The 14,592-nt window shown below is 70.8% G+C and carries 10 protein-coding genes and 1 pseudogene; 7 read left to right on the top strand and 4 right to left on the bottom strand.

Annotation, left to right across the window (positions count from 1 at the left end; genetic code table 11):
* Positions 1–58: 58 nt before the first annotated feature.
* On the bottom strand, positions 59–796 hold the full coding sequence (kstR, locus tag J1M64_RS07530; protein WP_159147960.1) for a cholesterol catabolism transcriptional regulator KstR: 738 nt from the start codon (positions 794–796) through the stop codon (positions 59–61).
* A gap of 202 nt (positions 797–998) precedes the next feature.
* Between kstR and J1M64_RS07535 the strand changes: the two genes are divergently transcribed.
* The 6 genes and pseudogenes from J1M64_RS07535 to J1M64_RS07555 all read left to right on the top strand — a co-directional run bounded on the left by J1M64_RS07535 (position 999) and on the right by J1M64_RS07555 (position 8,345).
* A complete protein-coding gene (locus J1M64_RS07535) occupies positions 999–3,170 on the top strand; it encodes an acyl-CoA dehydrogenase (RefSeq protein WP_159147962.1) in 2,172 nt (723 codons plus the stop codon).
* 155 nt (positions 3,171–3,325) lie between these two features.
* Positions 3,326–4,309, top strand: a pseudogene (locus J1M64_RS20355) (acyl-CoA dehydrogenase family protein); the annotation flags it as partial.
* Between the two features lie 102 nt (positions 4,310–4,411).
* Positions 4,412–5,575 carry an acyl-CoA dehydrogenase family protein gene (locus tag J1M64_RS20360; RefSeq protein WP_307872397.1) on the top strand — a complete coding sequence of 388 codons (1,164 nt, stop codon included), beginning with the start codon at positions 4,412–4,414 and terminating at the stop codon, positions 5,573–5,575.
* A 33-nt stretch (positions 5,576–5,608) separates the two neighbouring features.
* A complete protein-coding gene (locus J1M64_RS07545; RefSeq protein ID WP_206473804.1) occupies positions 5,609–6,739 on the top strand; it encodes a bifunctional MaoC family dehydratase N-terminal/OB-fold nucleic acid binding domain-containing protein in 1,131 nt (376 codons plus the stop codon).
* On the top strand, positions 6,736–7,173 hold the full coding sequence (locus J1M64_RS07550; protein ID WP_132062703.1) for a MaoC family dehydratase: 438 nt from the start codon (positions 6,736–6,738) through the stop codon (positions 7,171–7,173). Before J1M64_RS07545 ends, J1M64_RS07550 begins: the two co-directional genes overlap by 4 nt.
* Entirely contained in the window at positions 7,173–8,345 is a 1,173-nt protein-coding gene (locus J1M64_RS07555) for a lipid-transfer protein (RefSeq protein WP_119192641.1), read from the top strand. Before J1M64_RS07550 ends, J1M64_RS07555 begins: the two co-directional genes overlap by 1 nt.
* A 51-nt stretch (positions 8,346–8,396) precedes the next feature.
* Here J1M64_RS07555 and J1M64_RS07560 read toward each other — a convergent pair whose 3' ends face one another.
* Complete coding sequence (locus J1M64_RS07560; protein ID WP_096906075.1) at positions 8,397–9,479, bottom strand: alpha/beta hydrolase; 1,083 nt, start codon at positions 9,477–9,479, stop codon at positions 8,397–8,399.
* 190 nt (positions 9,480–9,669) lie between these two features.
* On the opposite strand from J1M64_RS07560, the gene J1M64_RS07565 reads away from it, so the two are divergent.
* Positions 9,670–11,322, top strand: a complete 1,653-nt coding sequence (locus tag J1M64_RS07565; RefSeq protein ID WP_119192642.1) for an AMP-binding protein — start codon at positions 9,670–9,672, stop codon at positions 11,320–11,322.
* Between the two features lie 61 nt (positions 11,323–11,383).
* Here the strand turns inward: J1M64_RS07565 and J1M64_RS07570 are convergent, their stop codons facing one another.
* Positions 11,384–12,769 (bottom strand): hypothetical protein, encoded by a 1,386-nt coding sequence (locus tag J1M64_RS07570; protein WP_119192643.1) that lies wholly within the window; start codon positions 12,767–12,769, stop codon positions 11,384–11,386.
* The gene (treS, locus tag J1M64_RS07575) at positions 12,766–14,562 is read right to left on the bottom strand and encodes a maltose alpha-D-glucosyltransferase (RefSeq protein ID WP_119192644.1); all 1,797 of its coding nucleotides are present in this window, start codon (positions 14,560–14,562) and stop codon (positions 12,766–12,768) included. The genes J1M64_RS07570 and treS overlap by 4 nt, the downstream gene beginning before the upstream one ends.
* Between the last annotated feature and the right edge of the window lie 30 nt (positions 14,563–14,592).

Here is a 14,592-nt window from a genome sequence, read left to right on the forward strand (position 1 = left end):
GGCGCGGGAGCGGGACGCCAGCCGCGGGAGCGGTTGCGGTGCCGCTCTGGGCGGGTTGTCAGACGGCTGAGTCTCTGCCCTCTCCGATCTCGCCGGGGTCGGAGTCCGAGTCTGTGTCGTGGCCGTTGCCGATCGCGGTGTGCATCCGGGCTCGGCGGGGAGAGTCGTCGCTGCCCAGCAGCAGATCGATGGTGAGACCGAGCCTGGTGGCGACCTCGGCGGCCGACGACCTGCGGGTCAGCCACGACACGAGGTTGGACATCCACACGTCGGAGACGACCCGGGCGATCGAGAGCTGCACCTCGTCCGGGGTGCCCTGGGCCATCGCGCGGCCGAGGATCCGGTCCATGTAGAAGCCGACCTCCTCGACCTCGTTGGCCACGGAGGCGTCGGCGAACATGAAGGCGCGCGTCATCGCCTCGGTGAGGTTCGGGTCGCGCTGCATGGACTTGGTGATCATCTCCACCACGACCTTCATCCGCTCCTGCGCGGTGTCGCCGGGCGGGGCTGACCGCTCGGTGCGCTGGTCGAGCCGACGGAACTCACGGGCGAGCGCCGAGACCAGCAGGTGCACCTTGGACGGGAAGTACCGGTAGAGGGTGCCCACCGCGACCTCGGCCTTCTCGGCGACGGCACGCATCTGCACGGCCTCGTAGCCGCCCTTGGCGGCCAGGGCGAGGGTCGCGTCCAGGATCCGCCGACGGCGCTCGCGTTGCGACGACGTGGTGGGCTCGTCGCTCCGGGCGGCGGGGTCCGGCGCGGCGGCGGTACGGGTCCCGGCTGAGCTCTTGGTCATGGAGGCGAAACCTTCTGCGCTGGTCGGATCGGGTCGGCGGGGCATCCCGGCGGGCTGGGGCGGGACCCGGGTGTGCGTCGGGGACCCTTCTGGTGCATTCTAGAACACGATACCTAGAACACGTTCTATTATGGCGTGGAGCGCGCGGGTCAGCGGGCCCGCGCCGAGTACGGAAATCCCGTCGCGCCCGAGGAGCCCAGCAGTGAGTATCGCCACCACCCCGGATCAGACCGAGATCCAGAACTCGATCAAGGCCTGGGCGAAGTCCGCCGATCCCGTGGCCACGGTACGCGTTCAGGAGAAGGATCCGGAAGCCTGGAAGGCCGTGTGGCCCCGACTCGCCGAGCTGGGGCTGTTCGGCGTCGCCATCGCGGAGGAGCACGGTGGCGCCGGCGCCGAGATCGTCGACCTGGCGTGCATGCTCGAGGAGGCCGCGGCGAAAATGGCGCCCGGCCCGGTCCTGTCCACCGCGCTGACCGGTGTCCTGGTCTCGCGCGCAGGCGGAGCCGTCGCCAACGCGCTGGGTGAGACGATCGCCGAGGGCGGCCTGCCCGTCGGGGTGTGCCTGGGCATCGGCACCGCGACCTTGGACGGGTCGGGGGAGATCACCGGTGATCCCGGCGTCGCCTACGGCGGCACCCCCGGCGGAGGGTTGCTGCTGCCCGTCGAGGTGGACGGCGCCACCCGCTGGGCGCTTCTCGAGGCGGGCACGCCGGGGCTCACCGTCACCCCGGCGACCCCGTACGACATCTCGGCGTCGATCGGCCACGTCAGCCTGCAGGGCGTGACGATCCCGGCCGACCGCGTCCTCGAGGGCGTCACCACCGCACACGTCCACCAGCTGTTCGTCACCCTGGCCGCCGCCGAGGCCGCGGGCGTCGCCGACTACACGCTCGCCACCGCGGTGGACTACGCCAAGATCCGCGAGCAGTTCGGCCGCACGATCGGCTCGTTCCAGTCCATCAAGCACCTCGCCGCCGACATGCTGTGCCGCACCGAGCAGGTCCGTGCGCTGGCGTGGGACGCCGCCGCGGCCGCGGAGGACCTGCTCGCCGGCGACTCGGAGCTGCCCGTCGCCGCCGCGGTCGCCGGGGCGCTGGCCTTCGACAACGCCGTGCGCAACTCCCAGGACTGCATCCAGATCCTCGGCGGCATCGGCTTCACCTTCGAGCACGACGCCCACTTCTACATGCGGCGGGCGGGCGCACTGCGCCAGGCGATCGGCGGCTCCGCCCGCTGGCGGCGATCCCTGGCCGAGCTCACGCTGTCGGGCAGGCGCCGCCACCTCGACATCGACCTGTCCGAGATCGACGGGCTGGACGCCAAGCGGGAGGACATCCGCGCGTTGGTGGCGACGGTCGCGGCGGTCGAGGGTGACGAGCGCAAGCGTGCCCTCGCCGACACGGGCCTGTTCATGCCGCACCTGCCCGAGCCGTGGGGCCTGGGCGCGGGCCCGGCCGAGCAGCTGCTCATCGACGAGGAACTCGAGGCCGCCGGAGTCACCCGCCACGACATCACGATCGGCGGCTGGGCGGTGCCGACCATCCTGCAGGCCGCCCCCGAGCACGCCGATCTGCTGGTGCGCGACACGATGGCCGGGAAGATCAGGTGGTGTCAGCTGTTCTCCGAGCCCGGCGCCGGCTCCGACCTGGCCGCCCTGCGCACCACCGCCGAGAAGGTCGACGGCGGCTGGAAGCTCAACGGACAGAAGGTGTGGACCTCCCTGGCCCGCGAGGCCGACTGGGCGATGTGCCTGGCCCGGACGGACTCCGACGCCCCCAAGCACAAGGGCATCACGTACTTCCTCGTGGACATGCGCTCCGAGGGCATCCGCACGCGACCCCTGCGCGAGATCACCGGTGAGGCGTTGTTCAACGAGGTCTACCTCGAGGACCTCTTCGTCCCCGACGAGTTCCAGGTGGGCACGGTCAACGACGGCTGGAAGATCGCCCGCACCACCCTGGCCAACGAGCGCGTGGCCATGGGCGGCGGCTCGTCGCTCGGCGATGCTGCGGAGGAGATCATCGGGCTGATCAACGCAGCCGGTGTGGCCGACGACGCGCTCGTGCTCGACGAGTTCGGCAAGCACGTCGCCGACGGCGTCGTCGGAAACCTCCTCGACCTGCGCACCGCGCTGCGCAGCCTCGCCGGCTCGGGCCCGGGCGCCGAGTCCTCGGTCCGCAAGATCGTGGGTGTGCGCCACCGTCAGGACATCGCCGAGTTCGGTCTGCAGCTCACCGGCACCGGCGGCGTCGAATTCACCGAGCAGGGACGCAAGTTCCTCATGGTCCGCTGCCTGTCGATCGCCGGTGGCACCGAGCAGGTCCTGCTCAACGTCGTCGGCGAGCGCATCCTCGGCCTGCCCAGGGACTAGTTCGAGCACGTGACCGACCCCCTCCCGATTAAGGACTGACCCCCGTGGACTTCACCCGTACCGAGACCCAGGCCGCCGTCGCCGAGGCGGTGGCCGGCGCACTGTCGACGGCCGCCCCGGCCGAGGAACTGCTCACCGCGCTACCCAGCCGCGGCGTGGACGACGCCGGCTTCGACGAGCGACTGTGGGCGGCGTTCGCCGAGTCCGGTCTGCTCTCCCTGGGCCTGCCCTCCGCCCTCGGCGGGGACGACCTCACGCCCGCCGACATCGCGGTGGTGCTCGAGGAGGTCGGCCGCGCCGGAGTGGTGATCCCCGTCCTGGAGACCCTGGGCTTCGGCGTGGCGCCGATCGTCGCGCTGGGCACCCCCGACCAGCAGGCCCGGCTTCTCGAGGGCATCGAGGACGGCCGCATCCTCACCGCCGCCGTCGCCGAGCCCGGACGCCCACTGCCGCTCGAGCCCACCGTGCGGCTCGAGGGTGGGAAGCTCACCGGGACCGCCACGTCGGTGCGGTACGCGGCCCAGGCCCGTTCGGTCCTCGTGCCGGTGTCCACGTCCGGGGGCGCCGCACTCGTCGTCGTCGCCCCCGACGCCCCGGGCGTCACCCTGACGCCCACCCTCGGCTCCCTGGGGGTGCCCGAGTACGCGATGCGGTTCGAGGCCACCGGGGTCGACGACGACGACGTGCTGCGCGGCTCGGGATCGGAACCCGTCCTCGAGGTGTTCCGACGTCTCGTCCTGTCCGCCTGTATCGCGCACGGGGACGGTCTCGTCGGCGGCGCGCTGGAGATGACGGCCGGCTACCTCAAGGAACGTCAGCAGTTCGGCAAGGCGCTGGGGTCGTTCCAGGCGGTCCAGCAGGAGCTCGCGGACGTGTACATCGTCTCGCAGACGCTCCACGTGATCGCGCAGTCGGTGTCCTGGCGGATCTCCGAGGGGGTGGCCGGGTCCGGGGACCGCTACGAGTCCGACCCCACGATCGGCGCCTACTGGCTGGCGGCCGAGGGCCCGCGGGCCGTCCAGATCCTGCACCACCTGCACGGCGGCGTGGGCGTGGACGTCACCTACCCCATGTTCCGATACGCCTCGGCGGTCAAGGACCTGGCACGGTTCGTCGGCGGCGCGCAGCTGCACCTCGACGCGCTCGGTGCCGCGCTCGCCGCGGACCCGGTCGACAGGATCGAGGCGGGCGGTGCCGCCCCCGCCGCGGACGCCACCCCGGCCGACGCCGACGGCGCGTTCATCGACCTCACGCCCGAACAGCGCGCACTGCAGGCCGAGCTGCGCGAGTACTTCTCGACGCTCATCTCGCCGGAGGAGGCGGCGGACATCGCCACCACCCGTCACGGCGACACCTACGCCGAGATCATCACGCGCATGGGCCGCGACGGCTGGCTGGGCGTGGGCTGGCCCGCCGAGTACGGCGGCAAGGGCTTCGGCCACATCGAGCAGCAGATCTTCACCAACGAGGCCACGCGTGCGGACGTGCCGCTGCCGTCGGTGACGCTGCAGACCGTGGGCCCGACCCTGCAGAAGTACGGCAGCGAGGCGCAGAAGGCGAAGTTCCTGCCCGGCATCCTCGACGGGTCGATCCACTTCGCGATCGGCTACTCCGAGCCCGACGCCGGCACCGACCTGGCCGCCCTGCGCACGACCGCGAGGCGTGACGAGGCCACCGGCGACTGGATCATCAACGGCCAGAAGATGTGGACCACCGGTGGCCACCACGCCGACTACATCTGGTTGGCCGCCCGCACCGGGACCCCGGACTCGCGCCATCGCGGGCTGACGATCTTCATCGTCGACACCACCGACCCCGGATTCTCGTTCACCCCGATCATCACCTGCGACGGCGCCCATCACGTCAACGCCACCTACTACTCGGACGTGCGCGTCCCGGCGGACATGGTGGTGGGCGAGGTCGACGGCGGCTGGAAGATGCTCACCACCCAGCTCAACCACGAGCGCGTCATGCTCGCGCCGTCCGGGCGTCCGGGCGGGTACTACGACGAGCTGGCCGCCTGGGCCCGCGGCACGGGCCCGGACGGGGTCCGCCACCTGGACCGGCCCGAGGTGCGGCGCGGACTCGCGGAGATCTTCGCGATCGTCCGGCTCAACGAGCTGCTCAACTGGAAGGTCTCCTCGGTGGGCGAGAACCCGTCGATGGGCGACTCCGCGGCCTCGAAGGTGTTCTCCACCGAGGAGATCCAGCACGTCGGCCGGATCGTCGAGGAGCTGCTCGGCCGTTTCGGCGACCCCACCGATCCCGACACCGCGGCGCTGCAGCGCTGGTTCGACATGATGAACAAGCGCAACGTGGTGATCACCTTCGGCGGCGGTGTCAACGAGGTCATGCGCGAACTGACCTGCATGGGTGGCCTCGGCATGCCCCGCACCGCCCGCTAGAGACCATCCCCCTGATCCACCGAGAAGGTACCCATGAGTGACGAGCAGGCCGCCCGTATCCTCGCCGCCGCCGAGGAGGTCCGCGCCGCCGGCGGGAGCGCCCGCCGTGCGGGCCGCGACCCGATCAACACGCCGATGATCCGGAACTGGACCGAGGCGATCGGTGACACCAACCCCATCTACTCCTCCGAGGAGGCCGCACGCGCGGCCGGACACGGCGGACCGGTCGCACCGCCGGCCATGGCGCAGGTGTGGACCATGCGCGGGCTCGGGAAGACCCGTGAGGCCGACGACCCGCTGGGTCGGATGACCGACCTCCTCGACGCCGAGGGCTTCACCTCGGTCGTCGCGACCAACTGCGACTCCACCTACCACCGATACACCCGCCCGGGCGAGGAGGTGACCATCGAGTCCGTCCTGGTGGACGTGGTCGGCCCCAAGACCACGGGCCTGGGGGAGGGCTGGTTCTTCACCACCCGCAACTACTGGCGCGTCGGTGACGAGGTCGTCGCGGAGATGGACTTCCGCATCCTCAAGTTCCGCCCCGCGGCGAAGCCCGCCGAGCCCGCGCCGGCGCCCGCCGAGCCCGCGCCGGCGCCCGCCGAGCCCGAGCCGGCGCCCGCCGACCAGATCGTGGCCAGCTCCGGCTCGGCCACCGACGACCTGGTGGTGGGCAAGGTCCTGCGCCCGTCGGTCTCGCACGACACGCAGTTCTTCTGGGCCGGCGTCGCCGCCCACGAGCTGCGCATCCAGACCCGCGAGGACGGCTCGTTGCAGCACCCGCCCGTCCCGGCGCTGTGGAAGGACAAGTCCGAGCAGACCGACTACGTGGTCTCCTCCGGCCGCGGCACCGTGTACAGCTTCGTGGTCCATCACGCCCCGCGCGTGCCGGGCCGCACCAGGTTCCCGTTCGTCATCGCGCTGGTGGAGCTGGAGGAGGGAGTGCGCATGCTCGGCGAGCTGCGCGACATCGAGCCGGCGGAGGTCCGGATCGGCATGGAGGTCGAGGTGGAGTTCCTCGACATGCCCGGCGACTCCTCCGCCGACGCCGCGTTCGGCACCGAGCCGTGGACGCTGTACGCCTGGCGCCCGGCCGGCGCACGCCCTGTCGACCGTCAGGAATCCGCGGGGTCACCCGCAAGGACCGAAGGGGCCGTCAAGTGAGCGAGCACCGTACCGTCTGTCCGGCCACCCCGCCCGCCGTGGCGGTGGGGGACCGGCTCCCCGAGCTGACCATCGAGGGCACACCGACGTTCATCGTGGCGTCCGCCCTGGCGACTCGGGACTTCCAGGACGTCCACCACGACCGCGACCTGGCCCACGCCAAGGGGTCCAAGGACATCTTCGTCAACATCCTCACCGACACCGGTCTGGTGCAGCGGTTCGTCACCGACTGGGCGGGCCAGCGCGCCCGCATCACGTCCATCAAGCTGCGCCTGGGCGTGCCCTGGTACGCCTACGACTCCCTCACCCTCACCGGCGAGGTGACCGGGGTCGACGACGACGGGCTGGTCACGCTGAAGATCGTCGGCACCGACTCGCTGGGCGCGCACGTCACCTCCACGGCGACCCTCTACATGAACGGAGACCCGGCCTGATGAGCTCTCTCTCAGACAAGGCGGCGATCGTCGGCATCGGCGCGACCGACTTCTCCAAGGACTCCGGCCGCTCCGAGCTGCGGCTGGCCGCCGAGGCCGTGCAGGCGGCCGTCGCCGACGCCGGGCTGCAGCCCTCGGACGTCGACGGCCTGGTGTCGTTCACCATGGACACCAACACCGAGATCGCGGTGGCGCGGGCCGCCGGGATCGGCAGCCTGAACTTCTTCTCCCGCATCCACTACGGCGGCGGCGCGGCGTGCGCGACCGTGCAGCAGGCCGCGATGGCCGTGGCGACCGGCGTGGCCGAGGTCGTGGTCTGCTACCGCGCATTCAACGAGCGCTCCGGGATGCGCTTCGGCCAGGTCAACTCGGCGCTGGTGCAGCAGGTCAACTCCTCCGGCACGGACAACGCCTTCTCCTACCCGCACGGCCTGTCCACCCCGGCCGGGTTCGTGGCCATGGTCGCGCAGCGCTACATGCACGAGTACGGCGCCACGAGCGAGGACTTCGGCCGGGTCGCGGTGGTCGACCGCAAGCACGCCGCGGCCAATCCCGCCGCGTTCTTCCACGGCAAGCCGATCACGTTGGCCGACCACCAGAACTCGCGGTACATCGCCGAGCCGCTGCACCTGCTGGACTGCTGCCAGGAGTCCGACGGCGGTCAGGCGATCGTGGTGACCACGCCCGAGCGGGCCCGCGACCTGCCGCACACGCCGGTGTCGATCGCGGCGGCGGCGTCCGGGTCCGGGCCGGACCAGTACATCATGACCTCGTACTACCGCCCCGAGCTCGCGGGACTGCCGGAGATGGGCATCGTCGGTGACCAGCTGTGGGCGCAGTCCGGCCTGCGCCCCGACGACATGGACATGGCCGTGCTCTACGACCACTTCACCCCGTACGTCCTCATGCAGCTCGAGGAGCTGGGCTTCTGCGGTCGCGGTGAGGCCAAGGACTTCGTCCGCGAGCCCGGCGCGCTCGAGGTGGGCGGACGGCTGCCGCTCAACACGCACGGCGGCCAGCTCGGGGAGGCCTACATCCACGGGATGAACGGCATCGCCGAGGGCGTCCGTCAGCTCCGCGGTGACTCGGTCAACCAGGTCCCCGGCGCCGAGAAGCTCGTCGTCACCGCGGGCACCGGCGTGCCCACCTCGGGCCTGGTGCTCACCGTCTGACGGCGGCCTCGGGGCGGGCTGCCGCCCTCGGGCGTGGCCTGCCCGAGTGGCTCAGCCCCGCAGGCAGCCGCGCACGAACGATCCGATGTCCCGCACCGCGATCTTCGCCTCGGGGACGAGCGGGTGGAAGACCTGGAACACGTGGAACTGGTGGGGCCACAGCTGGAACTCGTGGCGCACCCCGTGCTCGGCGAAGTTCTCGGCCATCTTCTCGATCCCCCCGCTGAAGATCTCCTCGCCGCCGCACTGGATGAGGAACGGCGGCCAGTCGGGCGAGGGCTCGTAGTTGATCGGGGAGATCGCCGGATCGTCCGTGTCCACACCCGGTGCGTACTGGCGACGACACAGTTCGGCCAGGCCCAGCGCGAGGAAGGGGTCCTTGCGCGCCCGGTCCCGCGCGGTCATGTCGGTGAAGTCCAGGTCGACCCACGGGGAGAGAAGGACGACGCCGGCGGGCATCGCCGCCCCGGTCCGCTCGAGGTGGGCGACCAGCTGCATCGCCAGATTGCCCCCCGCGGAATCTCCGGCGACCACGATGTTCTCGGCCGGGAAGCCCATCTCCAGCAGCCACTCCCACCCGGCGATCGTGTCTTCGGTGGCCGCCGGGTGCGGGTGCTCCGGGGCGAGTCGGTAGTCCGGCAGGAACACGGGGACGCCGGTCTCGCTGGCGATCCTCGACGCCAGGGCCTTGTGCGACCACGGCGATCCGAACGTGAAGCCACCCCCGTGGATGTGGAAAATGACCTTGTCCGAGTCGAAGAAGCGTTTGCGGCCCACCCAGAGGCCGGGCACGGGCCCGTCCCCGGACCAGTCGTTGGTGCTCTCCAGGGCGGCCGCCCGCCCGGCGCCGGAGGTCAGCGCACGCAGGCGGCCGAGCGAGACGTCCGTCGCGGGCATCCTGTCCAGCGCCGGGCGGACGAACATCCGCAGCCCTCCCGCGAGCCCGCGGGACCGCAGAGTGCCCTGCTCGGACGGGCCGTGCAGGGTCGGGCCGCGCCGCCGCGAGGGCCGGTCGGCCTCCCGCGCCGACGAGCGACGGCCATCCTGCGGCACGTCACCCGACCCCGTCGAACGCGGCAGCCGGAGACCGCCGTCGTACGGCGGGCCGGGATTTCTGGACCGTGATCCGCTCATGTTCGCAATGTAGGCCCTCCCCGGCCCCACCGCTGCAGCGACCTGCCGGTGCGGCCGCCTATAGTGAATAGAACCTGTTCCAGCAATCTGAGATCGGCGCAGGTCAGACCGGCGTCTGGACATGAGAACAAGTTCAGGTCACAATGTGAGAGACGACACAGTTAGCCCCCGCGTGCAAAGGACCCGCCCGATGACTGATGCAGCAGCCGACCAGTCCACCGATCCCCTCGCCGGGACCAATCCGGAGATGAACGAGGCCGCCGTCTTCGAGGCCGTGGCCGACAAGATCCCGGACAACCTCCTGCTCACGATGGACGGGGTCGACTACACCTACCGTCAGATCGACGAGCTCGCCAATCGGATGGGTCATCTCCTCAAGGCCCACGGTGCGGAGCCGCAGAGCCATATCGCGCTGTACATGAAGAACAGCGCCGAGCACATGGCGGCCATCGTCGCGGCCATGAAGATCCGGGTGGCCGGGATCAACGTCAACTACCGCTACACCCCGGCCGAGCTGGTCTACCTGTTCAACGACTCGCAGTCGGTCGCCGTCCTGGTCGACGCGGAGTTCGCGGAGACCATGGCCGCCGCCGTGCCCAAGCTCGAGACCGCCCGCACGGTCCTCGTCGTGGGTGGCGTCCCGCAGGTCCTCGCCGACGCCTGCGCCGAGAACGGCCTGACGGTCGTCGACGTGGACGCCGAGCTGCCGGGACAGTCCGCGGAGCGCGACTTCGATCCCGTGCGCGGCGACGACCACTGGATCGTCTACACGGGCGGCACCACCGGGTTCCCCAAGGGCGTCCAGTGGCACATGTCGGACTACTACTACGCGTGCCTGTCCGGCGGTAACCCGTACGGCGACAAGCGGCACAGCCCGCAGGAGGTCGCGGACAACGTCTCGCCCGAGGGCGGTTTCAAGATCGTCATCTCGGCCCCGCTCATGCACGGCGCCGGCCTGTTCACCCTGCTGACCTTCGTCAACCTGGGCGGCCACCTGGTCATGTTCCGCGACTTCGACGCCGAGGTGATCGTGGACGCGACCGCCGAGTACAAGGCCCAGCTGCTGATGTTCGTCGGCGACGGCATGGCGGTCCCGATCACCGATGCCCTGCTCGCGGCCAAGGAGACCAAGGACTTCAGCGCCATGTTCATGGTCGCGTCCGGCGGCGGCATCTGGTCCAAGACCTCCCGCGACCGGCTGATCGAGGCGTTCCCGAACGTCATCATCCGCGACAACTTCGGCGCGTCCGAGACCGGCAACGACGGCGAGATGAACCTCAACGAGCAGGGTGAGATGCTCCTGGCCCCCACCCCGCGCCTCGGGGTGATCGACGAGTCGAACCGTCCGATCACGCCCGGGTCGGACGAGGTCGGGTACATCGTCCGACGCGGCCACGTCCCCCTCGGCTATTGGAACGATCCGGAGAAGACCGCCAAGACCTTCCCGGAGGTCGGTGGCCAGCGGGTGGCGGTGCTCGGTGACATGGGCCAGATCCGCGAGGACGGGACCATCGTCTTCCTGGGCCGCGGCTCGGGTTGCATCAACACCGGTGGCGAGAAGGTGTTCCCGGAGGAGGTCGAGCAGGCGCTCAAGGCGCACCCGGCCGTCCATGACGCGCTGGTCGCCGGTGCTCCCGACGAGCGGTACGGCCAGAAGGTCGCCGCGGTCGTGTCGTTCCGCGAGGGCATGTCGGCCGAGCAGGAGGAGCTCTCGGCGTTCCTGCGCGAGTCCCTGGCGAACTACAAGGTCCCCAAGGTGATCGTCGACGTCACCGAGATCCGACGCTCGCCCGCGGGCAAGGCCGACTACAAGTGGGCCAAGGAGCGGATCTCGAGCAACTGACGCCTCACGGTGTCGCCCCTGTCGCCCACCCGCCCGACCGGCCGGGTGGGCGACAGGCGTGTCAGTCCGCGGTGAGGATGCGCCGCACCGCGCCCATCGGCACCGCGACCCAGCCGGGTCGGTTCCGCGTCTCGTAAACGACCTCGTACAGCGCCTTGTCGAGCGTGTAGGCCCGTAGCAGCGCACCGGTCTCGCGCGGGTCGGAGTCACTGACCTCGGCGTACCCCGCGCAGAAGGCGTCGACGTTGCGGTCGCGCCACTCGCGGGCCCGGAACCGCAGCTGCCGGTCCTCCACACCGACCAGGGTGTGCTGTGCCGCGTAGTCGAGACTGCGCAGGATGCCGGCCACGTCGCGGGCGGGGGCGTCGGCCACCCGTCGCTCGGCGAGGGGCGCGGCCGGCTCGCCCTCGAAGTCGATGACGATCCACCGGTCCGGGGCCCGCAGCGTCTGGCCGAGGTGCAGGTCGCCGTGGATGCGGTGCACCCGCACCGGGCCGGATCCCGCCACCTCGTCGAAGACCGCCCGGGCCGCATCGGCGAACTCCGCCAGCTCCGGCACCTCCGCCACCGCCGCATCCAGGCGGGCCCGCATCGACGCCACCAGATCGGTGCCGTCCCGGGTGCTCACCCCGGTCGCCGCCGCCAGGTCCTCGTGCACCTGCGCGACGGCCGCGCCCAGCCGGAAGCTCTCGTCGGCGAAGTCGGTGCCGACCTCCTCGGCGAGCAGGTCGGCCTCGGCGAACAGGTCGCGCACGCTCGCCGTGGCCATCGCCCACCCGTCCGCCGCCCCGGCCATGAACTCCTGGGCCATGGCGAGCGTGGTGGGCCCGGCCCCGGTGTCGCCGGCGGCGGTGTCGTCGTCGTCCAACTCCACCCATCCCCGCAGCGCCGCCACCGCCGGGCACTCCCGGTCGGCCAGCGCGGCGTGCAGCTCCACGTCGGGGTTCACGCCCGGCTGGACCAGCCGGAACACCTTGACCATGAGGTCGTCGCCGTACACCAGCGACGAGTTGGACTGCTCACCCTCCAGCAGCCGCCCCCACGTGGGCTCGGGCAGCGTGGCGCCGGGGACCAGTCGGAACCGCAGCCCGCCGACCTCGTCCTGCCCGGCCAGGTGGCGGAGCAGGGACTCGGTGCCGCGGGGGTCGCGCAGTCCGTCGTAGATCACGGGGGAGGCGCCCTCCGGGGTCAACGGGAACGCCCGTCGGTCACCCGGCAACTCGGCCGCGGTCGCGATCGGCACCTGGTAGCGCTGGGGCCGACCGTCCACCTCGAGATCCACCAGCAGGTGCTCGACCAGGACCTCGGGATCGTCCAGGAACACCTCGCGCCGGGTGATCCGCACTCCGGTGAGTTCCAGCCCCTTGCCGGCGAACCACCGCTGTTCGGGCAGCCAGTCGGTGAGCAGTCGGGCGATCGTGTCGTCGTCGATCGGGGTGATGCTCACAGTCCCTCCTCCGGGCTGCGCAGCTCGAGCCAGTAGAAGCCGTACCCGGGCAGCGTGAGCTGGTACGGGTCGGCGTCGACCTCGGGAAACGGCACCCCGCCGGTGAGCTCGACGGGCTGGTGGCCGGCGTACTCCGCCAGGTCCAGGCGCACCGCCTGCGGGAAGCGCGACAGGTTGTTGACGCACAGGATCACGTCGGCCCCGGCGCTCTCGGACCCGTGCGTGCGCAGGTAGGACAGGATCGACGGGTTGGACCCGCCGAGGTCGGTGAACTCGCCCAGCCCGAACGCCGGGTGGCTCTTGCGGACGTGGATCATGCGCCGCGTCCAGTGCAGCAGGCTGGCGGTGGAGTTCATCTGCGCCTCCACGTTGACGCCCTGGTAGCCATACAGGGGGTCCATGATCGCGGGCAGGTACAACCGGCCCGGATCACAGCGGGAGAACCCGGCATTGCGGTCGGGGCTCCACTGCATCGGAGTGCGGACGGCATCGCGGTCGCCGAGCCAGATGTTGTCGCCCATACCGATCTCGTCGCCGTAGTACAGCATCGGCGACCCGGGCAGGCTCAACAGCAGCGCGGTGAACAGCTCGAGCTGGTTGGTGTCGCCGTCGAGGAGCGGGGCCAGGCGCCGGCGGATGCCGATGTTGGCCTTCATCCGCGGGTCCTTGGCGTACTCGGCGTACATGTAGTCGCGTTCCTCGTCGGTGACCATCTCGAGCGTCAGCTCGTCGTGGTTGCGCAGGAAGATCGCCCACTGCGCCGACGACGGGATGTCCGGGGTGTGGGCGAGGATCTCGGTGACGGGGAACCGGGACTGCCGCCGCACCGCCATGAAGATCCGCGGCATCAGCGGGAAGTGGAACGCCATGTGGCACTCGTCGCCCACCTCGGACTCGCCGAAGTAGTCCACCACGTCCTCGGGCCACTGGTTGGCCTCGGCCAGCAGCACACGCCCGGGGAACTCCTCCTCGACCACGGCCCGGCACTTGCGGAGGAACTCGTGGGTCTCGGGCAGGTTCTCGCAGTTGGTGCCGTCGCGCTCGAACAGGTAGGGCACCGCGTCCAGGCGGAACCCGTCGATGCCCAGGTCCAGCCAGAAGCGCAGGACGTCGATCATCGCCTCCTGGACCTCGGGGTTGTCGTAGTTGAGGTCGGGCTGGTGGGAGAAGAAGCGGTGCCAGTAGAACTGTCCGCGCACCGGGTCGTAGGTCCAGTTGGACGACTCGGTGTCGACGAAGATGATGCGGGCCTCCGGGTACCGGGCGTCATCGTCCGACCAAACGTAGAAGTCGCCGTACGGGCCCGTCGGGTCCGCTCGGGACTCCTGGAACCACGCGTGGGTGTCCGAGGTGTGGTTCATGACCAGGTCGGTGATCACCCGGATACCCCGGCTGTGCGCCTGCTCGAGGAGCTCCACGAAGTCCTCGACCGTGCCGAACTCCGGCAGCACGGTGCGGAAGTCGCGGATGTCGTACCCGCCGTCGCGCAGCGGCGAGTCGTAGAACGGCGGCAGCCACAGGCAGTCCACGCCGAGCCATTCGAGGTAGTCGAGCTTCTCGATGAGCCCGCGCAGATCGCCGGTGCCGTTGCCGTCGGAATCGTAGAAGGCCCGCACCAGGACCTCGTAGAACACTGCGGACTTGTACCAGTCGTGGTTGATCTCGAGTTCGGTGGCGTGACGGTAGTCGTCCGCGCTGGGCTCGACGACGTGCCCGTCGTCGGTGAGCTCCGCCTCGGCAGCACGGGGATCGGCGGGGTGTGACTCGGACTGAAGGCCGGGCTTCGGTGCCATGGGGGCGAGCCTACGGCCCCGTACGATCCG

Origin of the sequence: Dietzia sp. KRD202, from assembly GCF_017168155.1 — a bacterium.
Taxonomy (GTDB): domain Bacteria; phylum Actinomycetota; class Actinomycetes; order Mycobacteriales; family Mycobacteriaceae; genus Dietzia; species Dietzia kunjamensis.